We start from the raw sequence: 23,182 nt of genomic DNA, 5'->3' as shown, positions 1-23,182 counted from the left end.
GCGCGCGTTTACATTACGAGCTGGAAGGATTTAGCCGCACCACCAGATAACGGCAAGGCGCGTGGCTTTCATTAATAAAGCGGCAATCATTTGGCGGGCCGAGCTCCAGACAATCTCCGGCGCACATCTCATGGCGCGTGTCGCCTTCAACGAACACCAGTTCCCCCTCCTGCAACCAGATAAGCTGGCGCGCCAGCGCATAGGCGGACGCAGGCATCGGAATATCGCTCCCGGCGGGCAGCTCGATTTGCACCAGATCGATAGGCAAATCACTGCGCGGCGAAACATGGCGGCGCAGATAGTGGCTTTGCGGATCGCGCCAGACGGGTTGATCGGCGTGGCGCAGCAGTTTGCCCTCCTGCATTTCTGCGCGCGCAATCAGCGTTGACATACTGATGCCAAACGCGCCGGAAAGCCGCGCCAGCAGCGCCGCCGTCGGGTTACTGTCGCCGCGTTCAATTTTGTGGATCATCGCCCGCGATACACCAGCGCGCTCCGCCAGTTCGCTCAGCGACCAGCCGCGTGATTCACGTTCAACGCGAATTCGCGCACTGATCCGTTGATTTATATTGTCTGAGATAGTATTCATAACGTAATACTATAGTGTACAAATTTGAGGTTCAACCATGAATATTCGTTACGCCGGGAAAGACGATTGTGCGGCAATTGCCGTCATTTACAACCATGCGGTGGTCAATACCGCCGCCATCTGGAATGACCAGACGGTCGATGTCGACAACCGTATCGCCTGGTTCGAAGCGCGCGCCTCGCTGGGCTATCCGGTGCTGGTCAGCGAAGAAAATGGTGCAGTTACCGGCTATGCCTCGTTTGGCGACTGGCGCGCTTTTGACGGTTTTCGCCACACGGTTGAGCACTCTGTGTATGTTCATCCGGAACACCAGGGCAAAGGCATCGGCCTGGCACTGATGGAGCGCTTAATCGACGAAGCCAAACGCATCGGCAAACATGTCATGGTCGCGGGTATCGAAGCGCAGAATCATGGTTCAATTCATCTGCACAGCAAGCTTGGGTTTGTGATTACCGGGCAAATGCCGCAGGTCGGCACGAAGTTTGGCCGCTGGCTGGATCTGACATTTATGCAGTTGCAACTCGATGATCGCACCGAACCGGACGCCATTTCATGAATCAGTCGCTCACCCTCACCTTTTTGATTGCTGCAGGTATTGGCCTGGTGGTGCAAAACACCTTAATGGTGCGCATTACCCAGTCGGCGTCGACCATTCTTATCGCTATGCTGCTGAATTCGCTGGTCGGCATTGTGCTGTTTGTCTCTATTTTGCTGATCAAACACGGTGTCGCCGGTTTTCAGGAGTTGTACACCAGCGTGAAATGGTGGACGCTCATTCCCGGTCTGCTGGGGTCGTTTTTTGTCTTTGCCAGCATCAGCGGCTATCAATATGTCGGCGCGGCAACAACCATTGCGGTGCTGGTTGCAAGCCAGCTTATCGGCGGTCTGGTGATGGATGTGGTGAGAAGCCAGGGCGTTGCGCTCAAAGCGCTGATTGGCCCGGTATGCGGTGCTGTGTTGCTGGTGATTGGCGCCTGGCTGGTAGCCAGACGCCAGTTTTAATTACAGGATTTCGCCACCTTTGGTGAGCTGTTCGCGTCGCGCTTCCATATCTTCTTTATGCTGCCGTCCATGGTGCGCAATTGCCTGACGCAGGCGCTGTTGCTGGGTGTAACGTTCATCCCGGCTCAGTGCCGCATCATCGCTGAGTTCAACCAGTAACTCATTCATCCCGATAATAACGCCCTGTTCGATAGCCGCGTCGACACGTGCGATAACCTCATCCATATGTGACATAGCCTCTCCTTTAATTCAGCTTCGCTTTAGAAAAATCGCTGCCCATCAGGCTTACCGTATAACCGCTGACGTTACTGCGGGTGGCGTAAAACGTTTTGCCGTTAGCCAACGCGATCCACGGCGCCTGCTGGTAGAAAATCTCCTGTGCCTGACCGTAAAGTTTGGCGCGCTCGGCAGGATCAGCAGTCAGCTTCGCTTTCTGCACCAGACCATCATAGCCTTTATCGCACCAGCGGGCTGCGTTGGAGCCGGTTTTGATGCTATTGCAACCGAGCAGCACATCGGCAAAGTTGTCCGGGTCGCCGTTATCCGACATCCAGCCGAACAATGCGGTATCGTGTTCGCCTTTACGCATACCGGCCAGATATTCGCCCCATTCATACGAAACAATTTTCGCCTTCACGCCGACTTTTGCCCAGTCCGCCTGGATCATTTCGGCGATACGCCGCGAGTTCGGGTTATACGGACGCTGCACCGGCATTGACCACAGCGTGGCTTCAAAGCCCTTTTCCAGCCCGGCCTGCTTGAGCAGCGCTTTGGCTTTTTCGGGATCGTAGCTGTAATCCTTCAGGTCTTTATTAAACCCGAGCATGTTAGGCGGCAGCGGTGATTTTGCCACCGTACCGGAACCGAGGAACACCGCATTGACGATGGCTTGTTTGTCGGTCGCATAGTTCAGCGCCTGACGCACCAGCACATTATCAAACGGCTTTTTCTCGGTGTTAAACGCGAGGTAGCCGACATTCAGCGCATCAATGGTATGCAGCGTTAAGTCTTTGTTGTTTTTGATCTGATCAAACTGCACCGGTGCCGGGGCGGGAATTATCTGGCACTCATTGGTTTGCAGTTTCGCCAGGCGGGTTTGCACATCCGGCGTAATAGAGAAGATCAGATGTTTGGTAGGCACTTCGCCATCCCAATAATTTGGGTTGGCAATATAACGGATTTGCGCGTCCGTTTTGTACTGCTGCAAGGCGTACGGGCCGGTGCCGATTGGCCAGTTATCGACGTTTTCCGGCGTGCCTTTTTTCAGCATCGCATCCGCGTATTCCGCAGAGAGAATGGAAGCAAAATCCATCCCCCAGTCGGCAAGAAACGCGGCGTTCGGCTCATTCAGTACAAACTGAACATGGTTATCATCGATTTTTTTCACTTCTTTGATCAGCTTATCAAGGCCGACATCGGTGAAGTATTCGTAATTACCTTGCGAAACATTATGATAAGGATGTTTCGGATCCATCTGGCGCATCACAGAGAAGACAACGTCATCGGCGTTAAAGTCGCGCGTCGGTTTGAAATATTTATTGCTGTTGAATTTAACACCCTGGCGCAGCGTGAAGGTCCAGGTCTTTCCGTCTTCAGAGACTTTCCAGTCGGTCGCCAGCGACGGTACCGGTGTGTTTTTCACCGGATCAAAGGTGACCAGGCGGTTATAAAGCACCTGCGAGCTGGCAACAAATGTCGGCCCGGAGCTGGCAATTTGCGGGTTGAAGGATTCCGGTGACGCTTCGGAGCAGTAAATGATTGTATCGTTGGACGCCGCCCATGCGGCACTTGCCGGTAACAGTGTGCTCAGCGCAAGGGCGAGCAGCGTTTTTCCCGTGGACATTATCAGGAGCCTTCTTTTTTATATGGAGCATTAATCTCAGCACAGCAGATGGGAACTGGCAAATAATGATTCCGCATCAGGTTATTCTAAAGCATTTGTTTTTGCTGAAATATCCACCATTATTAATGAATAAATTTGTGTTAAATAAATTTCGTGCCGTCAAGCGGGTTCGGCGCGCTCAATGCGTCGAGAATTCAATGGTTTTGCGCTTTCCTCTGCCTTTTACTGGTAAGAAGTTTGCGTATAGTAGACGCGTGAAGAAGTCTATGGGATGAAAACGTGGCAAAAACTCTCTTGCGTAGCGGCGATTTGGATGATTTCCAGGCCGTTGGCGGCGGCGGTCAGGCCGTATTCGATTCGGCATTGCAAATTCGTGAAGCACTGCGTCTGCGTAAGCAGCAAGCGCTGGTAGATTGCCTGGCAATACCCCAGGTCAATGATGAAGGCGATCGGGTCGACTGGTACTCACCCATCGATGGTCGCGCCCAGGCATGGAAAGCGGCGGAACCCGAGGCGCGCGCCCGCGCGCTGCGTTACCTTGAAAGCACGCTGGACAGCGCCGCCGCGCTGAGCCGCAAATGCATGCAATCACCGAAAACCGCGCAGCAACTGTTTGGCTCGCTGCTGGAAAAAGCGCTGCAATTCCCCGGCGAAAACCATGTTTTCCTTGTTGATGGCAAACCGGTCATCACCTTCTGGGGCTTCGTGAATCTCAATGAAAGCGCCCGCGAAAATGTGCTCGAGTGCCTGCAAGAGCCGGAGCCAAAAATCCCTGAAATTATTATCGAACCGGAGCCAGAGCCGGAAGAAGAGCCCGCCGTCGAGGTGACATTCAGCCAGGCAGATGCGCCGCTACTCACGCCGCAAGCGGAAATCAAACCGCAGCCCGTTGCCGCACCGCCCGTGCAGGAAGCAGCACCCGTGGTTGCACCTGAACCCGCTCCTCAGCCTGAACCTGTGCCCGTGGTGAAAAAACGCCGCCGCTACGGTCTGTGGGCATTGCCCGTTGCCGCGGCTGTCGCGGCGGCAATTGCCGTACCGCTGGTGCTCAATCAGCAACAACAAGAACCTGCGCCTGCGCCTGCCGTAACCAAAGCAGAGCCGGTCGCTATTGCGCCGCCGCCGATGCAAGCCGAGCCGCTTCCTGAACTGGCGGTGAAACTGCCGCTGCATCAGGCTGAAATTGTTGCGCCTGCTGTCAAAGCACCGGAAGTCAAACCGGTTGATAAAGGGCCGGTTGTTATCGCCTCTATCCCGAAAGATGTACTGGTGATGGATGCGTTAGAAGTGAAAATCGGTTCCACCAAATTCCTTAACGGTAACTGGCGTGTGGCGATGGATGTGAAAGATCCGGTCACTGGCAAAGCCCCTGCCGTGCGTTACCAGATCCAGAACAACAAAGGGACGGCGCGTATTGTGATGGGTAAAAATGTGACCTGTCGCGCCGATCTGTTCTCCGGTCTGCATGAAACCGGCGAACTGCTGATTAAGAGCCGCAGCAACGCACGTTGCAGCGACGGGACGCGTTACCCGATGCCGGAAATTTCCTGTAAAGCAAGCAGCAACGACGTCGCGGAATGCAGCGCGCGTTTTGACGCCAACACCACCGTTCCGGTGACGTTCAGAAAAACAGGTGACTGAGTTTATGCTGGTTAATCTTTGCGACTACAAACAGAGCGTGACGCTGATTGCCAATAGCGGCGTGCAGTTTCTTGATTTTGGCCTGACACCGCAGGATTCCGCCAACAGCGGTCGATTTGTGCGTAAAACCGCCAACGGCCCGCTGCTGCGTCTGGATTTCGATCTGGTCAACGAGCGTTATACGCTGCCGAACCGCGACGGCGGTCAGCCGGAAGTGGTAAAACCCGAAAGCACGCACTCGCTGCAATATTCGTTGTCGATCCTCGATGGCGTCTGGCTGCCGATCCCTTTCCTGCGCTTTAACCCGCCCCGCACTTTCGTTGAAGGCCCGGATAACTGGGCACGCGTGCAGATCCGCAAGCTCAACGAACCGGACAGCGCCGGAAACACTCACCGCGTGGCGCTGGCGCTCGACAGCCAGATTAACGGTAACTCGCCTGCCGCGCTGGCCCCGCTGGAAAACGATATTCTCAATGGCACGCGATTCTCGCTGGCCTGGCGTGACGAGGAAGTGGCGGATTTCCTCGATCAGACCTGGGTCGATGGCTGGCTGCGTGAAGCATTTTTGCAATTCATTACGCAACATGAAACCCGCAGCGAACGCGAAATTAATCAGGCATTACGCGGTTTTGAATATCAGGCGCACTGGCTGAATCTGATGAGCCTGCTCGGCATGCAATTGCAGGTTCCGGAAGTCAAAATCGTTACGCACACGCTGAGTACCCCGGCGATCCCGGTCGATCTAATTCTGGATGTCGGCAACACCCACACCTGCGGCGTGATCATCGAAGATCACGGCGATGCCAATGATGGGTTGCGCCAGACAGCGGAATTGCAGGTGCGCTCGCTCAGTGAACCTCAGTTCCTGAATGAGCCGCTGTTTACCAGCCGTCTTGAGTTTTCTGAAGCGCGCTTCGGCAAACAACACTTCTCAGTGGAAAGTGGTCGCGAAGATGCTTTTATTTGGCCATCGATCGTGCGCGTGGGCGATGAGGCCCGCAAGCTGGCAACGCAGCGCCTTGGCACCGAAGGCAATAGCGGCATCTCCAGCCCGCGCCGTTACCTGTGGGACGAAACACCGGTATTGCAGGACTGGCGCTTTAGCCAGATGAACAGCAAAACCCAGCGTGAACCGCTGGCGACCGCCTTCCCGCTCATGAACCTGATGAATGACGAAGGCCAGCCGCTGTATAGCCTGCCGCTGGATGAGCGTTTACCGGTCTTTTCCCCGCAGTACAGCCGCAGTACGTTGATGACCCACATGCTGTGCGAATTGTTGTCGCAGGCGCTTGGGCAGATCAACAGTGTCGCCACGCGTCTGCGTTTGGGCTTTCCGGCCTCTCCGCGCCAGCTGCGCACCATTATTCTTACCCTGCCCTCGGCGATGCCGAAGCAGGAGCGTGAAATTTTCCGTCGCCGTATGTTCGAAGCCATCGCGCTGGTGTGGAAAGCCATGGGCTGGCATCCGCAGGATGAAGACTTTGCTAACCGCAAGCAGCAGGAAAAAAGCGTCGTACCTGTGCCGCACATTCAGATGGAGTGGGACGAAGCCAGCTGCGGCCAACTGGTGTGGCTGTATAACGAAGCGATTTCCCGTTTTTCCGGGCAAACTGAAACGTTTTTCGCCTCGCTTGCCCGCCCGGATCGCGAAGAAGCACCGGGCGCGGTAAAAGGCCGTTCGCTGCGCGTGGCCTCCGTCGATATCGGCGGCGGTACGACAGATATGGCGATCACCCATTATCAACTGGATGATGGCACTGGCAGTAACGTCAAAATCACCCCGCAACTGCTGTTTCGCGAAGGGTTTAAAGTCGCCGGCGATGACATTCTGCTGGATGTGATTCAGCGCTGTGTGCTGCCGGCGTTGCAAACGCAGATGCAGAAAGCGGGCATTACCGATGCCGCGGCGATCATGGCGACGTTATTTGGTGATTCCGGACGTATTGATACCCAGGCTGTGCTGCGCCAGCAGACGACGCTGCAACTGTTTATGCCGATTGGTCACGCCATTCTTGCCGCGTGGGAAGAGAGTGACATTAACGATCCGCTCGCAGGGTTGCATGCAACCTTTGGTGAACTACTCACGCAACTGCCAACGCGCAATGTCATGAACTACCTGAAACAGGCAATCGATCATGCGCTGCCGTCTGGTTCGACAGAATTCGATGTGCTGGCTGTCCCGTTGCAGGTGAATTTCCGTGAGTTGCAGGATGCGATGCTGGCCGGGCAATTTACCCTGACCGCCCCGCTGCATGCGGTTTGCGAAGCCATCAGCCACTACTGCTGCGATGTACTGTTAATTACCGGTCGTCCTGGCTGCTTGCCCGGCGTGCAGGCGTTGATTCGCCACCTGCAACCTGTGCCGGTTAACCGCATGATCTGGCTTGATAAATACCGCGTACATGAGTGGTATCCGTTCAGCCAGCAGGGTAAGATCGGCAACCCGAAATCAACCGCCGCCGTGGGTGCGATGTTGTGCAGCCTGGCGCTTGATTTGCGTCTGCCGCGTTTTAACTTTAAAGCGGCGGATATCGGTGCCTATTCCACCGTGCGCTACCTCGGTGTGCTGGATAACGTCGTCAATACCTTGCGCGATGAGAATATCTGGTATCACGATATCGACCTTGATAAGCCCGGTGCGAAACTGGACGCGCGTTTACATTTCCCGCTGCGCGGCAATGTTACGCTCGGTTTCCGCCAGCTCGCAAACGCCCGCTGGCCAGCTACGCCGCTGTACACGTTGAGTATCAACTCGCAGGAACTGGCGAAAACCATCGCGGGTGACGGCGTGTTGAATGTCCGTTTGCAGTTCAGCGGCGGCAATAAACAGCACGGGCCGGAATCGTTCACCTTAAGTGAGGCCTGGCTCCAGGATGGTACGCCGGTCGCCGCAGACGCGTTAACTTTTAAACTGAATACGCTGGCCGATCGCCGCCATAGCGGCAGCCATTACTGGATCGACAGTGGGAGTGTATATCTGAAATGAGTGCGAGCGTAAAAACCACCCAGGCACTGGCGACATGGATCAACGACAACCGCCAGCATGCACCTTTACTGGATGATGATGCCGACGCGCTACTGTCGCGTCTGACGACTGCCGCCGCCGAGGAAAGCGCGCTGCGTGAAGCGGTCGACGCGCCCTGCACCGTTGGGTTGTATGGTCATTCACAAGCGGCCAAAGCGCATCTGCTGGCCGCCCTGTGCGGCAGCGGTAACGGGCGGCTTAATGTGCGCCCCGGCGAAAAAACTCTGGATTACTTCACCCATATCAATCCCGGCCATGCCCTGACCTGCATGGCGCTGCGCTTTAGCCAGCATCTTGCGCCGATGGATGAGGGTTTCCCGCTGTGCCTGCGCATTATCAGTGAAGCCGAGCTGGTGCAGATTTTTATTGCGCATGCCATTCAGCAGCCGGAATTGCGCGCCGTTGACAAATCGGTGATTGAAGATCGCGTCGCGAAATGGCGCTCACTGCGCCAACCGAATGCGGTGCCGGGGATCACGGCGGAAGATATTGGCGCAATTGCCCGCTTCTGGCGCGCGGCGGTGCCGTCGTCGCAGCAACAGATGGACGATGCGCTGTGGTATCAGTTTGCTTGCCTGTTGCCTTCCCTGGATCTCAGCGCCCGCGCCAGCGCCTGGTCGCTGTTATGGGGCGAGCAGCAGGAACTCACGCAGCAGTGGTTGTCGCTGGCACATACCCTTCACCAGACCGGTAACGCGCAGGAGCTGGCGGCACCGCTGAGTATTCTGGTGGATACCTTTGCCCTGCCAACCGACGGTTTCTTAACACCATCGGAACCCGGTAGCGGTGAGATCCATGACGAAGTGGTGGTGCATCCGTGGTCAAATGAGCAGTTGCACAACGCGGTCAGTATTCCGCTGGCAACCCTTGCGCTGATTACACGCGAGCTGGTTTTGCCGGTAGAAAACGCGGTGTTAACGGCCGTGGATATTCTCGATATTCCGACTCCGGGCCCACAAGATGGTCAGCCGTTGTGGCGTAGCAAATGTCGCTGGTTGCTGGAAAGCTACCGCCAGCGCCTGCAACCGGATGTTTTGATGATTTGCAATGCGACGCTGGAACGTTCAGCCACCGCTGCCACTGCGCGTGCATTATTAAACTGGGTCAAAGAGACACAATCCGGTCAGGAAACGGCGCTGCCAGGGCTGGTCTGGGCAATTACACCGCAGGATGCGCGCTTTACGCTGGCGCAGAATCTGGATGAAGCCGTTCAGCAGCTAATTGGTAAACCGGGTCAGCACTGGGGGACGTTGCAGGCGCTGGATGCCAGCAGTTTGCAGCGTCTGCTTGAATGGCTGGTGCAGGCGACAGCGCCCGGCCTGCGTCAGCAGCGTTTGAAAGCGTTGACTGAGCGCCATCAGCGTGCCCTTCGCGATCTGCTGCAACCCTGGCTTGCCACCGCAGTAAAAGACGCGGCGGCGCAACGCGCGAGCGCGGAGTCTGTGGTGCGCGAGCTGCAAGGCCAGGCTTCACGCCACGGTGAATTGCTGGAAGGTTTACAGCCGGATATGCAGCAGTTCGATACGCTGTGGAAAGTTCAGCAGCCGCGCGAAGAGAAAGTCAGCGGCTTGTTTAATGAATCAATCGATCTGTTTGCTGAATCCGCAGAAAGCAGCGAACCGCAGGCAGTGTCGAAAGATATCGGTCAGCAGGCGCATGCTTTGTGGGTCAACCACGTACGCCAGTGGAGCCGCAATGATGATAACGCAGCGCGCCTGGGGCTCAGCCCTGCCGCGCTGCGCCAGATGGCGGAGATTGTTATCGTCAGCAGCTACCGGCTGAATTTACCCGATCAGTTGCAAAAAATTATGCAGCGCGATACCGCCTGCGCCGCGCAACTGTATGCCGCGATTGGTAACTTTGTCGCCTGGCTGGGATACGCGGAGATCGCGCAAGCGGATCGCCCGGAAAGCCGGGTAAACAAAGGCAGCACCATTTTTTCCAGCGGTACGGATGGCGCCACCCAGGCGCGGTTAACCCGTCTGAGCGAGCAGCCGGTACACGCCGCCACCCGCTATGTGTATGACTGGCTGGTGGCGTTGTACCACCGGGCTATCGAAAACATTGGTTACAGCCACCCGCTGGATATCAGCCCGGCGGCGCGTAAAAAACTCAAATCCCTGCTTCCCTGAAAATCACCCGGCCATGCAAATGTGCCGGGTTTCTTTTTACTCATGTTCTGCAATAAATGCCGCTAACGTCTGCGCCAGCAAGGCTGGCTGTTCGTCAGACATTGAATGACCGGCACGCGGAATAATGCGCAGTTCAATCCCTTGTTGCAGCACACTGTCGGCATCGTTGTCCGGTAACGACAGCTCGCCAAAAATCAACGTTTTGGGGCGCGGAAAATGGGCAAATAGCGACATCCACGACGGCTCTATACCATCAACCAGACTTTTCGCGCCGCGCCACACCGCCCAGGGCGCGCTGCTTTGCAGACTTCCGGCCCAGGCGGTTTTTTCGTGCGCCAGCATTGCCGCGTAGCCGCAGGTGACAAAATCGGCCTCATCCTGGGCCGCGATAACGCGGCTAAACGCCCCGCCACCGGCGTGAAAATTAGGTTCAGAAACGGCCAGCGCGTTGACACGCTGCGGGATACGCGAAGCGACTTCAATCGCAATACTGCCGCCCATACTGTGGCCGTATAACCAGAATGCATCGAGCCCAAGATGATCCAGCAGTTCAATCACCACTTGCGCCTGATCGCTGGTGCGATAAGAGAAGCTCGCCGGACGTTCACTGTAACCGTAGCCCGGCAAATCGATAAGAATGGCGCGCCTGCCGGCAAAGGCCGGATCGGCAACAATGCGCGGGTATTCGTACGAAGACGCGCAACCCAGGCCATGAATAAAAACCACCGGATCGCCTTTGCCCGGTAACGCGTGCCAGCGCACCTGCGCCTGCGCGTGGAGTGAATAGAGACTGTCCATAACTGCCCTCTCTGTCGCAATACTGTTTTTATATACAGTATCACAGCATTATGGCAAGGACACGATTAAAAGAGAGAAAAAAGTAACGCGACAGGAAAACTAATGGGCCAAGTCGCGCCGACTAACAAAGCGCTAAGCAGGCGGATTTTGCGGCTATCTTTGGCGAGAAACCAGGTTGCCACGGCACATAACACCGCCATGACAACGTAGAAAATAAGCAGTTTGGTGTAGAGTTCCAACGTCTGTCTCCTGTCCTTAGGTAAAACATCCGCCTAACATGTTGCACTAATTTTCAAGGCGTTATCGCTTTCGCCGTCACGCTTTGTTGGCAAAATTTAGAATATGGAAAATAACAGCGCAACCGGGAAGCTCATGGGCCATGTCGACCCCACTAAAAACGCGCTCAGCAGGCGAATACGTTTACAATCGTGAGAAAGAAACCAGGTAATCAGCGCGCAAATCAGCGCCATGACAAAGTAAAAAACCAACATTTTTTGGTATAACGACATAACAAACATTAACCCAGAAATAACAAAACGAACGCAATATGCTCTTTTTATTGATATATATCAAGTCGATTAAGGATTACCACGAAAGGTGTAGCCGCCAGCTTTGATTTAACTGGCTGTGAGAGCGAAAAAAACCACAACTGCTTTCTTTTTCTGTGGTCGGATTTTTTCCTACTGATGTGTTTCACGCCACCGTGCAATATCCTCTTTCGTGACTTCTTCGGCGTAGCAAATGGGCGAATAACCGCCTGCACGGCTCCACGCGCTGCGTTTCCCACATGAACTGCCGTTCCGGGCATGGTTGTAGGGGCAGGCACAGGGGCCGGGGTAGTTAGCAATAGATTCAGCAATGATCGCTTGTTTCACCTGCGCATCCGACAGGCGCTGCGTTTTGGCATAACTTTCAGATGTCGTGCATAAACCTGTGGCGGCGAGCGCTGCCCACAACAGCAATATATTTTTCATGTTTATTTTTCGGCGAATCCAGGCCAGGTTGATCATTATTTTGTGGCGGGTCAAAAATGATTAAACACAAACTCCGCGCGTAATGAAATGATATATCCATTAATTTAACTTAAGGATTAACTGATATGTTATTGCGGCCGATAATAACGTCGGGAAGTTTGGCGAGCCGGGATCATCTCTGATATTGTCTACCGGCAAGGCAGACATCAGATGAAACAAGGTAAGGTTATGCAGAAATATGACGACCTGTGGCAAGCCATAGAAGTTCGGGTGCGTGAAAACAATGATATAACGCACGTTGATATGACCACTGATACCGCCCGGGGCAATGCGGCCCGGCAGCGCATCGCGCAGATATTCGTCCTCGAAGTGTTGCTCTCTCGCCACCGGGAAAAATATGCCAGCAGTTTCGTTCCGCTTGCCGGTGAAGAGGCGCTTTATCATTTAATATTCAAACGCACCGGCTGGAAACCCTTTGAAGTAAAACAACTCTCGTTTATTGACGCGATGTTCGTACTGGCGGAGTTATTCCGCGAGGAAACGCTGCCAGCGGAAGTGCGCGCCGTTCTGCGTTCGCAGGGCGTAAAAGATGAGCCCTTCTCGACATATGATTTTTCAGAGAAAGATTGGGCACCGCGTGAAAATGAGGTATTCCTGAAAAGGTAAGCCTGCAAATTAATTGCATTGTTAAATAAATAAGGGCTCATCTGAGCCCTTATTTTTTAATTCAGCATGGAGGGTGCTGTTTCATTACCCGAGAGACTTTCAACGCGGGCAAAATAAAACTCTTCACCTTCGCAATAGTAGGTTTCGATTGGCATACGCGCACTTGCCGCCCCGCCATCAAGCCCCGCTATCGCCCATTGTACCGAGGTTTCGCCATCTTCAACGGTCAAAAATTCAGACGCGCCCCCTGGTACGAGCACGACTACGATTTTACTCATTACTCTATTTTCCTTGCCTGATTTTTTTAAAAGCCAGACATTCTCACCCACTGCAATGACTGCCATTTTTCGCGTTGATGACATTCATATGACAATCAATCGGGGCAATGTCTGTATGCGGTTTTATTTAAATGTTTTTATTTCGCCACTCCGCTGATGGCTGGCTATTATTAAACCAGTTTTTCATTAATAACAACACACTTAATTTACTATGCGATTTACCTCATGTTTCATAAGGGAATAAATGCGATAAACGCCGTCCGTGGCGTTTATTTGTGGATTAATGTTTGATCATCACATGGCGTACGACGGTGTAATCTTCCAGCCCGTAGAGCGACATATCTTTGCCATAGCCTGAGAGTTTCTGTCCGCCGTGCGGCATTTCGCTCACCAACATAAAATGCGTATTTACCCAGGTGCAGCCATATTGCAGACGCGCACTCAGGCGATGCGCGCGACCCACATCTTTAGTCCACACCGATGACGCCAGCCCATATTGCGAATCATTGGCCCAGCCCAGCACTTGCTCCTCATCATCAAACACCGTGACGCTCACCACCGGGCCAAACACCTCCCGCTGTACAATGGCATCCTCCTGTTTTGCCCCTGCCAGCAGCGTTGGCGGGTAATAATAGCCAGCGCCTTCATGCCTTTTACCGCCGGTCACCACGCGAATATGGCTGAGCGCTTTGGCCTCATCGACCGCCTTGCTAACGCGCGCCAGATGCGCTGCGGAGCTGAGCGGCCCAAGTTCGGTGGATTCATCGTCCGGCGCGCCCATTTTCAGGCTGGACACCGCCGCACCCAGCTTTTCCACCAGCGCGTCGTAAATGCCTTTTTGCGCGTAGATACGGCATGCGGCGGTGCAATCCTGCCCGGCATTGTAAAAACCGAAAGTGCGAACCCCTTCCACCACCGCATCGAGATCCGCATCATCAAACACGATCACCGGCGCTTTGCCGCCAAGTTCCATGTGGGTGCGCTTAATCGACGAGGCGGTATGACCAATAATGTGCTCGCCTGTGGCAATCGAGCCTGTCAGGGAAACCATGCGCACTTTTTCATGGCCGGTCAGCGGATCGCCCACGGTGCTGCCGCGCCCGAACAACACATTCAGCACGCCTGCCGGGAAGATATCTTTCGCCAGTTCCGCCAGTTTTAACGCGGTGAGAGGCGTAATTTCCGACGGCTTGATCACCACGCAGTTGCCCGCCGCCAGCGCCGGGCCGAGCTTCCAGGCCGCCATCATCAGCGGGTAGTTCCACGGCGCAATCGAGGCGACGACACCCAGCGGATCGCGGCGGATCATTGAAGTATGTCCTTCCAGATACTCGCCCGCCGCCAGCCCATTCAGGCAGCGCGCTGCGCCAGCGAAGAAGCGAAACACATCCACTACCGCCGGAATTTCGTCGTTCAGTACACAGTGCAGAGGTTTACCGCAATTGAGGGATTCCAGCCGGGCGAAAGTTTCCGCATTGTCCTCAATCACCTGCGCCAGTTGCAACAGGCATTCGGCGCGCGCTTTCGGCGTCGTTTGTCCCCAGCTGGCAAACGCGCGATCGGCCGCCTGCACAGCGGCATCGACCTGTGCAGCGGAGGCTTCAGCGATCTCCAGCAACACGTCACCGGTAGCCGGGTTATAAACAGGCTGCTTCTCGCCTTCGCCGTTAACCAGTACTCCATTGATAAACAGTTGATGTTGCATAGTTCAGTCCTTTCAACGTGGTCAGTTATTTGCCGGTTCCGGCAATCGTGTCGGTATCACGGGTCAGCCACCAGGCCCCCAGAATCGGAATCGTCGTCACCAGCATTACCAGCAACGCCACAACGTTGGTGACGGGTACATCCCGCGGGCGTCCCAACTGGTTGAGCAACCACAGTGGTAGCGTACGCTCGTGGCCAGCGGTAAAGGTGGTGACAATGATTTCGTCAAATGACAACGCAAACGCCAGCATGCCACCCGCCAGGAGCGCCGAACCCAGGTTGGGTAACACCACATAACGGAAGGTTTGCCAGCCGTTCGCACCCAAATCCATCGATGCTTCGACCAGGCTCCAGGAGGTTCGCCGAAACCTGGCAATCACGTTGTTAAACACTATCACGACGCAGAACGTGGCATGTCCTACGACGATGGTGAAAAAGCCCGGTTCCAGATTGACCGTTTTAAACGCGGTCAACAGCGCAAGCCCGGTGATAATTCCCGGTAAGGCAATCGGCAACAGCAGCAGTAAGGAAATGGCGTTTTTACCGAAAAACTCGCTGCGCCATAAGGCCATTGCAGCAAGTGTGCCAAGAACCAGTGCAATGGCCGTCGCCAGCGCCGCGATTTGCAGTGACAGTGTCACCGCATCGAGAATATCTCCCCTTGCCGCCGCCACGCTAAACCAGCGCAGCGTAAAGCCCTGCGGCGGAAAGCTGAATGCGGCGTCCTCGGTATTGAAAGCATAGATGGCGATGATCAAAAGCGGAAAGTGCAGAAAGATGACACCGCCCCAGGTGGCGATTTTGAGCAAAAACGGTGCGCGTTCAGAGTGCATCAAACGCTCCCAGGCGTTTCACAAACGCCAGATAAAGGGCGATCAACACCATCGGCACGAGGGTAAACGCGGCAGCCATCGGCATATTACCAATCGCCCCTTGCTGTGAATAAACCATATTGCCAATGAAATATCCCGGCGGCCCGACGAGTTGCGGCACGATAAAATCCCCGAGCGTCAGCGAAAAGGTAAATATTGAACCCGCCGCCACACCTGGCACTGCCAGCGGTAACACCACATACCGGAAAGTCTGACGCGGATGCGCGCCTAAATCCGCTGAGGCTTGCAACAGCGATGGCGGTAAGCGCTCGAGCGCCGCCTGAATTGGCAGGATCATAAACGGCAGCCAGATATAGACGAACACCAGAAAACGTCCGAGCCCGGAAGTGGAAAGCGTATTACCACCCACGGCGGGCAGCGTCAAAAACGCAGCGAGTAGCGGCTCCAGCCCCAGATGGCTTAAAAACCACTGCGCAACGCCATCTCTCGCCAGCAGCAACGTCCAGGCGTAGGCTTTAACGATGTAGCTCGCCCACATCGGCAACATCACCGCGATATAAAAGAACGCTTTCCATTTGCCCTGTGCATAACGCGCCATATACCACGCCATCGGAAAGGCGAGAATGGCGCTCGCCACCGTCACACACATCGCCATCATCAGCGTACGAAGAATGATGTCGTAATTAGCCGGGTTAAACAGCGCCAGCAGATTGGCGAACGTCAAATCCGGGGTAACCGACATGGTGAAATCATCGAAGGTGTAAAACCCTTGCCACAACAACGTAAGCAGTGAACCTAAATAGACAATGCCAAACCACATCAGCGGGCCGAGCAGCAGCAAAAGCAGCCCGTACACAGGTTTGCGCCAGAAGACGGCGCTAAGATTGACGCGGCGCGGCGAACGTTGCGCAATGCTCATTACCCTCTCACCCCGCTCCCTGTAATGGCACCATTGCCTCGCGCGACCAGGAAACCCGCACCTGTTGTCCCGGTGCCAGCGTTTGTGGCAGTAACGCATCGGAGAGGTTTGCCTGGCTGACCAGCAATTTTTCCCCCTGCGCCAGCGCCAGTTCAAAACGGGTCAATGCGCCCTGATATTGCACTGCCTGCACCACCGCGCTGGCTTCAATTTCTCCCGGCGTATTCAGGCGAATGTGTTCCGGGCGTAGCGAGTAGACGCCGTTCATACCGCAGAGTTTTTCCGCAAGCTTCGCATCAAACACATTCGAGGTGCCGACAAACCCGGCGACAAACGGCGTACGCGGGCGCAGATAAAGTTCGCGCGGCGTATCGATTTGCTCAATACGTCCATTGTTGAACACCGCCACGCGGTCGGACATCGACAAGGCTTCGCCCTGATCGTGAGTGACAAAAATAAAGGTGATGCCGAGATCCTGTTGCAGCTTTTTCAGCTCCAGCTGCATCTGCTCGCGCAGCTTTAGATCCAGCGCGCCCAGGGGTTCATCGAGCAATAACACTCTGGGTTCATTTACCAGCGCGCGGGCGATAGCAACGCGTTGCCGCTGGCCGCCGGAAAGCTGCGAGGGTTTACGGGCGTGCACAAAACCGAGCGCCACTTTTTCCAGCGCCTCACGGGCGCGGGCATGGCGCTGTTTTTTGTCCACGCCTTTCACCATCAGCCCGTAGGCGACGTTATCGAGAACGGACATGTGCGGAAACAGCGCGTAATCCTGAAAGACGGTGTTCACGTCCCGCTCCCAGGGCGGCAGCTCACTGGCTTCGCGGCCAAAAATACGAATGGCACCGCCGCTGAGCTGTTCAAACCCGGCAATCAGCCGCAGGCAGGTGGTTTTGCCGGAGCCGGACGGCCCCAGCATGGAGAAAAACTCTCCGTCGTTGACGGCGAACGTTACGCCGTCAACCGCCCGCACATCGCCATAGACTCTGGCGACATCGAGGAATTCTACCGCATAGGTCATAACGCGCTCCTGGCAGGTTAACGGCCGCCCATAATGGCGATGTAATCCTGCGTCCAGCGGCTGTAAGGCACATATTTGCCGCCTTGCGCCACCGGCGTTTTCCAGAAGGCGATTTTGTCAAAGTAGCTGTAGCCGTTGGTTTCGCAGCCCTTTTCACCCAGCAAGGTGCTGGCCTTGCACCCTTCCGGTACCACCGGCAGTGAACCAAACCACGCCGCCACATCACCCTGCACTTTCGGCGTTAGCGACCAGTTCATCCACTTGTAAGCGCAGTTCGGGTGTTTCGCATCGGCATGCAGCATGGTGGTATCCGCCCAGCCGGTTACACCTTCCTTGGGAAACACGGTGGCAATCGGCTGATTTTCCCCTTTCAGGGCATTCGCCTGATAAGGCCACGCGCTGGAAGCCACTACGCCTTCGTTTTTGAAGTCACTCATCTGAACGGTGGTGTCATGCCAGTAACGGTGAATGAGCAGATGCTGATCGCGCAGGGTTTTCAGCACCGCCTGATACTGCGCTTCGGTAAGCTGGTACGGATCGTCAATGCCCAGTTGCGGTTGCGTGGCTTTCAGGAACAGCGCGGCGTCGGCGATATAAATCGGGCCATCGTAGGCCTGCACGCGGCCTTTATTACTTTTGCCGTCCGGCAGATTTTGCTGCACAAAGACCACCGCCCAGCTATCAGGCGGCGTCGGGAAGGTTTTGGTGTTATACATCAGCAGGTTTGGCCCCCACTGATAAGGCGTGCCGTAGATTTTCCCCGCAACGTTAAACCATTCACCTTTCACCAGCTTCGGGTCGAGCGTTTTCCAGTTGGGGATAAGCGCGGTGTTTATCGGCTGGACACGTTTACCCATGATCAGGCGTAAAGAGGCATCACCGGAGGCGGTTACCAGGTCATAGCCGCCTTTCGCCATCAGGCTCACCATCTCATCGGACGTGGCGGCAGTTTTCACATTCACCGCGCAGCCGGTCTCTTTTTCAAAGGCGGTCACCCAGTCATATTGCTTATCGGTCTGGCCGCGCTCGATATAGCCAGGCCAGGCGATAATATCCAGCCGACCTTCCCCCTTTCCCATTTCGGTTGGCTCGGCGGCGTGTGCGGTTATAACGGTCAGACCCAGCGCACACAGGCTGCTGCGGGCAAATTTCTTGCTCATTATTGTCTACTCCTGTCGCAATGAAAAAAGTGCGGCCGCCTTGCCGTAAATATATCTCCCTTAATAAAAATAGACGGCGCGCTGACGGCATGAATGTGGCCCGTCGGAAATTTCGCAAGGATGTGACAGATGACGCATTGCGTTAACAATGAAAATGCTATTGCGCGCTCTTTTGGAGTATAGACAAGGAGTTAGCGAACGTCCGTTAATCTGTGTTGCTATTCACATTTCCTATGAATACCAGGTTCGGGAGCGCAGAAAATAATGACGGCGTACGTCATATTTACGCCGCCGTTATTTTTAACAGGAGAATAAGTTATTCAGAAAATAAGAATGTCAGGTGCGGTTAATTCATCATCTGGCGAATTAATTCGCCCAATTGCATTACCGCCCGCTCCTCTTTATCGCCCCAGACCCAGGCGCAATTAAAGCGGAAAAACGAACGCCAGTTGTCGGACGTCGAAAACATTTTCCCCGGCGCAATGCTGATATGGTGCGCCAGCGCCTGCTGGCTCAGTTCACCGGCATCCAGCCCGGCGGGTAACTCCAGCCACAAGAAATAGCCGCTCTCATTACGGTAGATTTTCACTTCCGGCGGAAGATGGCGCAGCAGCGCCTGCCAGGCCAAATGTTTGCGCTCGGCAAGCTGTCTGCGCAGGCGGCGCAAATGGGCGTCGTAGTGATGGGTCGATAAGTAATCGACCAGCGCCAGTTGCAGCGGCGAACTGGTGGATAAGGTGCTCATCAATTGCAATTGCTGAATGCGCCTGGCGTGGCGTCCGGCAGCGACCCAGCCGACGCGAAATCCGGCGACCAGACATTTCGAAAATGAGGAGCAGTGCAACGTCATATCTTGCGTGTCCCAGGCTTTCGCCGGTAACGGCTGTTCGCGCCCGTAGTAAAGCTCGCTGTAAACATCGTCTTCAATCAGCGTGACGTTGTGTTGTGCCAGCAGCGCGACCAGTTGCCCCTTTTTCGCAGCGCTTAATGTAAACCCGAGCGGGTTCTGCGCATTGGTCATCAGCCAACAGGCTTTTACCGGATAGTCAGTTAATGCCTGCGCCAGCGCATCAAGATCGATGCCCTCTTTGACATCGGTCGGTACCGATAGCGCTTTTAACTTGAGCCGCTCCAGCGCCTGCAACGCGCCGTAGAAACAGGGGCTTTCAATAATCACCCAGTCACCCGGTTCTGTCACCGCCTGTAAGCTGAGATTCAGCGCTTCCAGCGCGCCCGCAGTAATAACAATTTCATCCGGCGAAATGTTCATCCCCTGGCGGGCATAGCGTTTGGCAATGGCGTGGCGCAACTGGCTGTTTCCCGGCGGCAGGTTTTCTGTCACGCTCATGGCGGTGGCGCTTTTACTCACCTTTGCCAGCGAGCGGTTGAGCTGCGGCATCGGGAACAGTTTGGGGTCGGGGAAGGCGGAACCAAACGGCAGCACCGAAGCATCGCAACTGGCTTGTAACACGTCAAAAATATAGGTATTGATGTCCACCGCTTCATCACGCGTGACCTTAGCCGCCGGCGCGCGCGGTAAGCCGGGCGCTGGCGCGACAAAATAGCCAGACTGTGGCCGGGCAATCACCCGCCCCTGGCTTTCCAGCAACTGATAAGCATGACCGACGGTCATAAAACTCAGTCCGCTGCTGGTCACCTGCTCACGCAGCGACGGCAGTTTCTCTCCCGGTCGCCAGACGCCAAGATCAATTTGTTCTGCGATTTGCTGCGCCAGGCGCTGGTATTTTTTCATGATTTTTCACGTGTTAACAAAACGTCTACATCATGGCACGCGGTGCGCTATCTTGCTATATCAGTTTATACAAAACAGCTCATTATGCGCACTGTTATGGTTACCGGTTCCCGCTTCGTCTGGACTAATCAGCAACCTGCCATACCCTTTACAGGGAACTGTTATACGAAAATTCCCTGTATCTGTTTCTGCAAGTTCACGCTTGTGCTCATTAACATTGACACCACAACATTGACATTGGGGTTGTGCATGTTTGGTTTAGACGCGTTTTACCTGGCGAGAATACAGTTCGCCTTCACCGTTTCTTTTCATATCATTTTTCCGGCAATCACTATCGGCCTCGCCAGTTACCTGGCGGTGCTTGAAGGTTTGTGGCTTAAAACCCGCAACCCGGACTGGCGCACGTTGTACCATTTCTGGTCGAAGATCTTCGCCGTTAACTTCGGTATGGGAGTGGTCTCCGGGCTGGTGATGGCGTATCAGTTCGGCACCAACTGGAGCGGTTTTTCCCAGTTTGCCGGCAGCATTACCGGGCCATTACTGACCTATGAAGTGCTGACCGCCTTCTTCCTTGAAGCGGGTTTTCTCGGCGTGATGCTGTTTGGCTGGAACAAAGTCGGGCCTGGCCTGCACTTTTTCGCCACCTGTATGGTCGCGCTGGGCACCATTATGTCCACCTTCTGGATCCTCGCGTCCAATAGCTGGATGCACACGCCGCAGGGTTTTATCGTCGAAAATGGCCAGGTGGTGCCGGTCGACTGGTTCAAGGTTATCTTTAATCCCTCCTTCCCGTACCGACTGCTGCACATGACCATTGCGGCATTCCTCAGCAGTGCGTTGTTTGTCGGCGCGTCTGCCGCCTGGCATCTGTTACGCGGGAATAGTACGCCCGCTATCCGCAAGATGTTTTCTATGGCGATGTGGATGGCGCTGGTTGTTGCGCCGATTCAGGCGATGGTCGGCGATATGCACGGGCTGAATACGCTTGAACATCAACCGGCAAAAATTGCTGCTATTGAAGGCCACTGGGAAAACCCGCCCGGAGAAGCGACACCGCTGCTGCTGTTTGGCTTGCCGGATATGGAGCAGGAGCGCACGCGTTACGCCGTGGCGATCCCGGCGCTCGGTAGTCTGATCCTGACGCACAGCCTCGATAAGCAAGTCCCGGCGCTAAAAGATTTCCCGAAAGATCAGCGCCCCTATTCACCGATTGTATTCTGGTCGTTTCGCATTATGGTCGGGCTTGGCGTGCTGATGATTGCGCTGGGGGTCGCCGCGCTGTGGCTGCGTTTTCGTGACAGGCTCTATCAGTCGCGGCCGTTCTTACACTTTGCACTATGGATGGGACCCGCGGGGTTAATCGCCATTCTTGCCGGTTGGGTCACGACAGAAGTGGGTCGCCAGCCGTGGGTGGTGTATGGCTTGCTGCGCACGGCCGATGCGGTTTCCGCGCATGGCGACCTGCAAATGAGCCTCAGTTTACTGGCGTTCTTTGTTGTCTATTGTTCCGTTTTTGGCGTCGGTTACAGCTACATGGTGCGGCTTATCACCAAAGGGCCGCAGGAGCGTGATGAGCACGCCACGCAAGGTACGCCGGCACGACCGCTGTCTGCGGTGGGCGAACATCTCCAGGCAGATGAGGATAAATAATGGGCATCGATCTTTCGTTAATCTGGTTTGTCATTATCGTCTTCGCCACCCTGATGTATATCGTGATGGACGGTTTTGACCTTGGTATCGGCATCCTGTTTCCCGTCACGCGTGACGCTCACGATCGCGACGTGATGGTCAACACCGTCGCGCCGGTCTGGGATGGCAACGAGACCTGGCTGGTGCTCGGCGGCGCGGGGTTGTTCGGCGCATTTCCGCTGGCGTATGCGGTGATTGTCGATGCGCTGACTATTCCGCTGACCTTAATGCTGATCGGGCTTATTTTTCGCGGCGTGGCCTTTGAGTTTCGCTTTAAAGCCACTCCGGCGCACCGGCCGTTCTGGGATAAAGCGTTTCTCTCCGGCTCGCTGCTTGCCACCTTTACCCAGGGGGTAGTCGTGGGCGCGGTGCTTAACGGTTTTCCGGTGACAGGCCGCACATTTAGCGGCGGTGCACTCGACTGGCTGACACCGTTTAATCTGTTTTGCGGTGTCGGGCTGGTCATCACTTATGCCCTGCTCGGTGCAAGCTGGCTGGTGATGAAAAGTGAAGAGCCGCTACAGGGGAAAATGCGCAAGGCCGCGAGAAAACTGTTGCTGGCGATGTTAGTGGTGATTGTCGTGATTAGCTTGTGGACGCCGCTGACGCATTCCGCGATTGCCGACCGCTGGTTCAGCTTGCCGAATCTCTACTTCTTCTCGCCGGTGCCGCTGTTAGTTGTGGTACTGAGTGCCTGGCTGTGGCGCAGTCTCGGCAACCCGGATTCCCACACGCTGCCATTTGTGCAGACACTGGGGCTGATTTTTCTCGGGTTTAGCGGCCTTGGCATCAGTATCTGGCCGCATATTATTCCGCCGGATATCACGTTGTGGCAGGCCGCAGCACCTGCGCAAAGCCAGGGCTTTATGCTGGTCGGCGCCCTGCTGATTATCCCGATTATTCTGGTTTATACCTTGTGGAGCTACTACGTGTTTCGCGGCAAGGTGCAACATGGCGAGGGGTATCATTGATGAAACACTCCTTCTTCAACCGCCTGATGTGGATGCTTTTAATCTGGGGCGGCAGCGTACTGGCACTGTTTGCGGTCAGTATGGTGTTCCGGCTTCTGATGTCGGCGGCGGGGTTTAAATCGCACTAATTGGCCATTCGCAACGGACGATCCTGGCTAGAAATTTCCGGGATCGTTCACTACGC

23 protein-coding genes are annotated in these 23,182 nt (G+C 55.2%); 9 read left to right on the top strand and 14 right to left on the bottom strand.

All coding sequences use genetic code 11. From position 1 onward, the window contains the following. Nucleotides 1–13: 13 nt before the first annotated feature. Entirely contained in the window at nucleotides 14–589 is a 576-nt protein-coding gene (locus JKP81_RS05930) for a helix-turn-helix transcriptional regulator (RefSeq protein WP_200550947.1), read from the bottom strand. Nucleotides 590–626: 37 nt separating this feature from the next. On the opposite strand from JKP81_RS05930, the gene JKP81_RS05925 reads away from it, so the two are divergent. Continuing rightward, nucleotides 627–1,145 (top strand): GNAT family N-acetyltransferase, encoded by a 519-nt coding sequence (locus JKP81_RS05925; RefSeq protein WP_200550946.1) that lies wholly within the window; start codon nucleotides 627–629, stop codon nucleotides 1,143–1,145. After that, a complete protein-coding gene (locus JKP81_RS05920; RefSeq protein WP_017456872.1) occupies nucleotides 1,142–1,591 on the top strand; it encodes a DMT family transporter in 450 nt (149 codons plus the stop codon). Before JKP81_RS05925 ends, JKP81_RS05920 begins: the two co-directional genes overlap by 4 nt. Here JKP81_RS05920 and JKP81_RS05915 read toward each other — a convergent pair whose 3' ends face one another. Further along, the gene (locus tag JKP81_RS05915; protein ID WP_200550945.1) at nucleotides 1,592–1,825 is read right to left on the bottom strand and encodes a DUF2526 family protein; all 234 of its coding nucleotides are present in this window, start codon (nucleotides 1,823–1,825) and stop codon (nucleotides 1,592–1,594) included. A 10-nt stretch (nucleotides 1,826–1,835) separates the two neighbouring features. After that, the gene (locus tag JKP81_RS05910) at nucleotides 1,836–3,434 is read right to left on the bottom strand and encodes an ABC transporter substrate-binding protein (RefSeq protein WP_200550944.1); all 1,599 of its coding nucleotides are present in this window, start codon (nucleotides 3,432–3,434) and stop codon (nucleotides 1,836–1,838) included. Nucleotides 3,435–3,713: 279 nt separating this feature from the next. Between JKP81_RS05910 and JKP81_RS05905 the strand changes: the two genes are divergently transcribed. From JKP81_RS05905 to JKP81_RS05895, 3 genes are read left to right on the top strand one after another with little or no spacing between them, the layout of a single operon-like run. Next, nucleotides 3,714–5,075, top strand: coding sequence for an SrfA family protein (locus JKP81_RS05905; RefSeq protein WP_200550943.1), 1,362 nt, complete (start codon nucleotides 3,714–3,716; stop codon nucleotides 5,073–5,075). A 4-nt stretch (nucleotides 5,076–5,079) separates the two neighbouring features. Then, entirely contained in the window at nucleotides 5,080–8,061 is a 2,982-nt protein-coding gene (locus JKP81_RS05900; protein ID WP_200550942.1) for a virulence factor SrfB, read from the top strand. Next, nucleotides 8,058–10,232: a virulence factor SrfC family protein gene (locus tag JKP81_RS05895; RefSeq protein WP_200550941.1), complete on the top strand. Its 2,175-nt coding sequence runs from the start codon at nucleotides 8,058–8,060 to the stop codon at nucleotides 10,230–10,232. Before JKP81_RS05900 ends, JKP81_RS05895 begins: the two co-directional genes overlap by 4 nt. Nucleotides 10,233–10,268: 36 nt before the next feature. On the opposite strand, the gene JKP81_RS05890 is transcribed toward JKP81_RS05895, so the two are convergent. From JKP81_RS05890 to JKP81_RS05875, 4 genes are all read right to left on the bottom strand, one after another. Next, nucleotides 10,269–11,030, bottom strand: a complete 762-nt coding sequence (locus tag JKP81_RS05890; RefSeq protein ID WP_200550940.1) for an alpha/beta fold hydrolase — start codon at nucleotides 11,028–11,030, stop codon at nucleotides 10,269–10,271. A gap of 65 nt (nucleotides 11,031–11,095) precedes the next feature. Further along, on the bottom strand, nucleotides 11,096–11,269 hold the full coding sequence (locus JKP81_RS05885) for a GhoT/OrtT family toxin (RefSeq protein ID WP_017456865.1): 174 nt from the start codon (nucleotides 11,267–11,269) through the stop codon (nucleotides 11,096–11,098). Between the two features lie 96 nt (nucleotides 11,270–11,365). After that, complete coding sequence (locus tag JKP81_RS05880) at nucleotides 11,366–11,539, bottom strand: GhoT/OrtT family toxin (protein WP_200550939.1); 174 nt, start codon at nucleotides 11,537–11,539, stop codon at nucleotides 11,366–11,368. A 171-nt stretch (nucleotides 11,540–11,710) separates the two neighbouring features. Then, the gene (locus JKP81_RS05875; RefSeq protein WP_370568850.1) at nucleotides 11,711–12,010 is read right to left on the bottom strand and encodes a hypothetical protein; all 300 of its coding nucleotides are present in this window, start codon (nucleotides 12,008–12,010) and stop codon (nucleotides 11,711–11,713) included. A 204-nt stretch (nucleotides 12,011–12,214) separates the two neighbouring features. Between JKP81_RS05875 and JKP81_RS05870 the strand changes: the two genes are divergently transcribed. After that, nucleotides 12,215–12,670 carry a hypothetical protein gene (locus JKP81_RS05870; RefSeq protein WP_017456860.1) on the top strand — a complete coding sequence of 152 codons (456 nt, stop codon included), beginning with the start codon at nucleotides 12,215–12,217 and terminating at the stop codon, nucleotides 12,668–12,670. Between the two features lie 56 nt (nucleotides 12,671–12,726). On the opposite strand, the gene JKP81_RS05865 is transcribed toward JKP81_RS05870, so the two are convergent. From JKP81_RS05865 to JKP81_RS05835, 7 genes are all read right to left on the bottom strand, one after another. Next, the gene (locus tag JKP81_RS05865; RefSeq protein ID WP_200550937.1) at nucleotides 12,727–12,948 is read right to left on the bottom strand and encodes a hypothetical protein; all 222 of its coding nucleotides are present in this window, start codon (nucleotides 12,946–12,948) and stop codon (nucleotides 12,727–12,729) included. 280 nt (nucleotides 12,949–13,228) lie between these two features. Then, nucleotides 13,229–14,653, bottom strand: coding sequence for an aminobutyraldehyde dehydrogenase (gene patD / locus JKP81_RS05860; RefSeq protein WP_200550936.1), 1,425 nt, complete (start codon nucleotides 14,651–14,653; stop codon nucleotides 13,229–13,231). A 25-nt stretch (nucleotides 14,654–14,678) separates the two neighbouring features. Continuing rightward, nucleotides 14,679–15,485: an ABC transporter permease gene (locus tag JKP81_RS05855; RefSeq protein WP_200550935.1), complete on the bottom strand. Its 807-nt coding sequence runs from the start codon at nucleotides 15,483–15,485 to the stop codon at nucleotides 14,679–14,681. Next, nucleotides 15,475–16,404, bottom strand: a complete 930-nt coding sequence (locus JKP81_RS05850) for an ABC transporter permease (protein WP_200550934.1) — start codon at nucleotides 16,402–16,404, stop codon at nucleotides 15,475–15,477. Before JKP81_RS05850 ends, JKP81_RS05855 begins: the two co-directional genes overlap by 11 nt. Before the next feature lie 7 nt (nucleotides 16,405–16,411). Continuing rightward, nucleotides 16,412–17,425, bottom strand: coding sequence for an ABC transporter ATP-binding protein (locus tag JKP81_RS05845; RefSeq protein ID WP_200550933.1), 1,014 nt, complete (start codon nucleotides 17,423–17,425; stop codon nucleotides 16,412–16,414). A gap of 17 nt (nucleotides 17,426–17,442) precedes the next feature. Further along, nucleotides 17,443–18,585: a putative ABC transporter substrate-binding protein YdcS gene (gene ydcS / locus JKP81_RS05840; protein ID WP_200550932.1), complete on the bottom strand. Its 1,143-nt coding sequence runs from the start codon at nucleotides 18,583–18,585 to the stop codon at nucleotides 17,443–17,445. A 346-nt stretch (nucleotides 18,586–18,931) separates the two neighbouring features. Further along, the gene (locus JKP81_RS05835) at nucleotides 18,932–20,338 is read right to left on the bottom strand and encodes a PLP-dependent aminotransferase family protein (protein ID WP_200550931.1); all 1,407 of its coding nucleotides are present in this window, start codon (nucleotides 20,336–20,338) and stop codon (nucleotides 18,932–18,934) included. Between the two features lie 249 nt (nucleotides 20,339–20,587). Here JKP81_RS05835 and JKP81_RS05830 point away from each other — a divergent pair, with 249 nt between their 5' ends. Genes JKP81_RS05830 through JKP81_RS05820 form a run of 3 tightly spaced genes read left to right on the top strand, consistent with a single transcriptional unit; the run spans nucleotide 20,588 to nucleotide 23,126 of the window. After that, nucleotides 20,588–21,988 (top strand): cytochrome ubiquinol oxidase subunit I, encoded by a 1,401-nt coding sequence (locus tag JKP81_RS05830; RefSeq protein ID WP_200550930.1) that lies wholly within the window; start codon nucleotides 20,588–20,590, stop codon nucleotides 21,986–21,988. Then, on the top strand, nucleotides 21,988–22,998 hold the full coding sequence (gene cydB, locus JKP81_RS05825; RefSeq protein ID WP_200550929.1) for a cytochrome d ubiquinol oxidase subunit II: 1,011 nt from the start codon (nucleotides 21,988–21,990) through the stop codon (nucleotides 22,996–22,998). The genes JKP81_RS05830 and cydB overlap by 1 nt, the downstream gene beginning before the upstream one ends. Continuing rightward, on the top strand, nucleotides 22,998–23,126 hold the full coding sequence (locus JKP81_RS05820; RefSeq protein WP_086868873.1) for a DUF2474 domain-containing protein: 129 nt from the start codon (nucleotides 22,998–23,000) through the stop codon (nucleotides 23,124–23,126). Before cydB ends, JKP81_RS05820 begins: the two co-directional genes overlap by 1 nt. Nucleotides 23,127–23,182 lie beyond the last annotated feature (56 nt).

It is taken from the genome of Kosakonia sp. LAM2021, from assembly GCF_016620385.1.
GTDB classification, from domain to species: domain Bacteria; phylum Pseudomonadota; class Gammaproteobacteria; order Enterobacterales; family Enterobacteriaceae; genus Kosakonia; species Kosakonia sacchari.
This window is presented reverse-complemented; position numbering and strand designations above follow the sequence as displayed.

Excerpts from the sequence above, each read along its gene's own strand:
- JKP81_RS05930 (WP_200550947.1), bottom strand. The coding sequence starts at position 589 with ATGAATACTATCTCAGACAATATAAATCAACGGATCAGTGCGCGAATT.
- JKP81_RS05925 (WP_200550946.1), top strand. The coding sequence starts at position 627 with ATGAATATTCGTTACGCCGGGAAAGACGATTGTGCGGCAATTGCCGTC.
- JKP81_RS05920 (WP_017456872.1), top strand. The coding sequence starts at position 1,142 with ATGAATCAGTCGCTCACCCTCACCTTTTTGATTGCTGCAGGTATTGGC.
- JKP81_RS05915 (WP_200550945.1), bottom strand. The coding sequence starts at position 1,825 with ATGTCACATATGGATGAGGTTATCGCACGTGTCGACGCGGCTATCGAA.
- JKP81_RS05910 (WP_200550944.1), bottom strand. The coding sequence starts at position 3,434 with ATGTCCACGGGAAAAACGCTGCTCGCCCTTGCGCTGAGCACACTGTTA.
- JKP81_RS05900 (WP_200550942.1), top strand. The coding sequence starts at position 5,080 with ATGCTGGTTAATCTTTGCGACTACAAACAGAGCGTGACGCTGATTGCC.
- JKP81_RS05895 (WP_200550941.1), top strand. The coding sequence starts at position 8,058 with ATGAGTGCGAGCGTAAAAACCACCCAGGCACTGGCGACATGGATCAAC.
- JKP81_RS05890 (WP_200550940.1), bottom strand. The coding sequence starts at position 11,030 with ATGGACAGTCTCTATTCACTCCACGCGCAGGCGCAGGTGCGCTGGCAC.
- JKP81_RS05880 (WP_200550939.1), bottom strand. The coding sequence starts at position 11,539 with ATGTCGTTATACCAAAAAATGTTGGTTTTTTACTTTGTCATGGCGCTG.
- JKP81_RS05870 (WP_017456860.1), top strand. The coding sequence starts at position 12,215 with ATGAAACAAGGTAAGGTTATGCAGAAATATGACGACCTGTGGCAAGCC.
- JKP81_RS05865 (WP_200550937.1), bottom strand. The coding sequence starts at position 12,948 with ATGAGTAAAATCGTAGTCGTGCTCGTACCAGGGGGCGCGTCTGAATTT.
- patD (WP_200550936.1), bottom strand. The coding sequence starts at position 14,653 with ATGCAACATCAACTGTTTATCAATGGAGTACTGGTTAACGGCGAAGGC.
- JKP81_RS05855 (WP_200550935.1), bottom strand. The coding sequence starts at position 15,485 with ATGCACTCTGAACGCGCACCGTTTTTGCTCAAAATCGCCACCTGGGGC.
- JKP81_RS05850 (WP_200550934.1), bottom strand. The coding sequence starts at position 16,404 with ATGAGCATTGCGCAACGTTCGCCGCGCCGCGTCAATCTTAGCGCCGTC.
- JKP81_RS05845 (WP_200550933.1), bottom strand. The coding sequence starts at position 17,425 with ATGACCTATGCGGTAGAATTCCTCGATGTCGCCAGAGTCTATGGCGAT.
- ydcS (WP_200550932.1), bottom strand. The coding sequence starts at position 18,585 with ATGAGCAAGAAATTTGCCCGCAGCAGCCTGTGTGCGCTGGGTCTGACC.
- JKP81_RS05835 (WP_200550931.1), bottom strand. The coding sequence starts at position 20,338 with ATGAAAAAATACCAGCGCCTGGCGCAGCAAATCGCAGAACAAATTGAT.
- JKP81_RS05830 (WP_200550930.1), top strand. The coding sequence starts at position 20,588 with ATGTTTGGTTTAGACGCGTTTTACCTGGCGAGAATACAGTTCGCCTTC.
- cydB (WP_200550929.1), top strand. The coding sequence starts at position 21,988 with ATGGGCATCGATCTTTCGTTAATCTGGTTTGTCATTATCGTCTTCGCC.
- JKP81_RS05820 (WP_086868873.1), top strand. The coding sequence starts at position 22,998 with ATGAAACACTCCTTCTTCAACCGCCTGATGTGGATGCTTTTAATCTGG.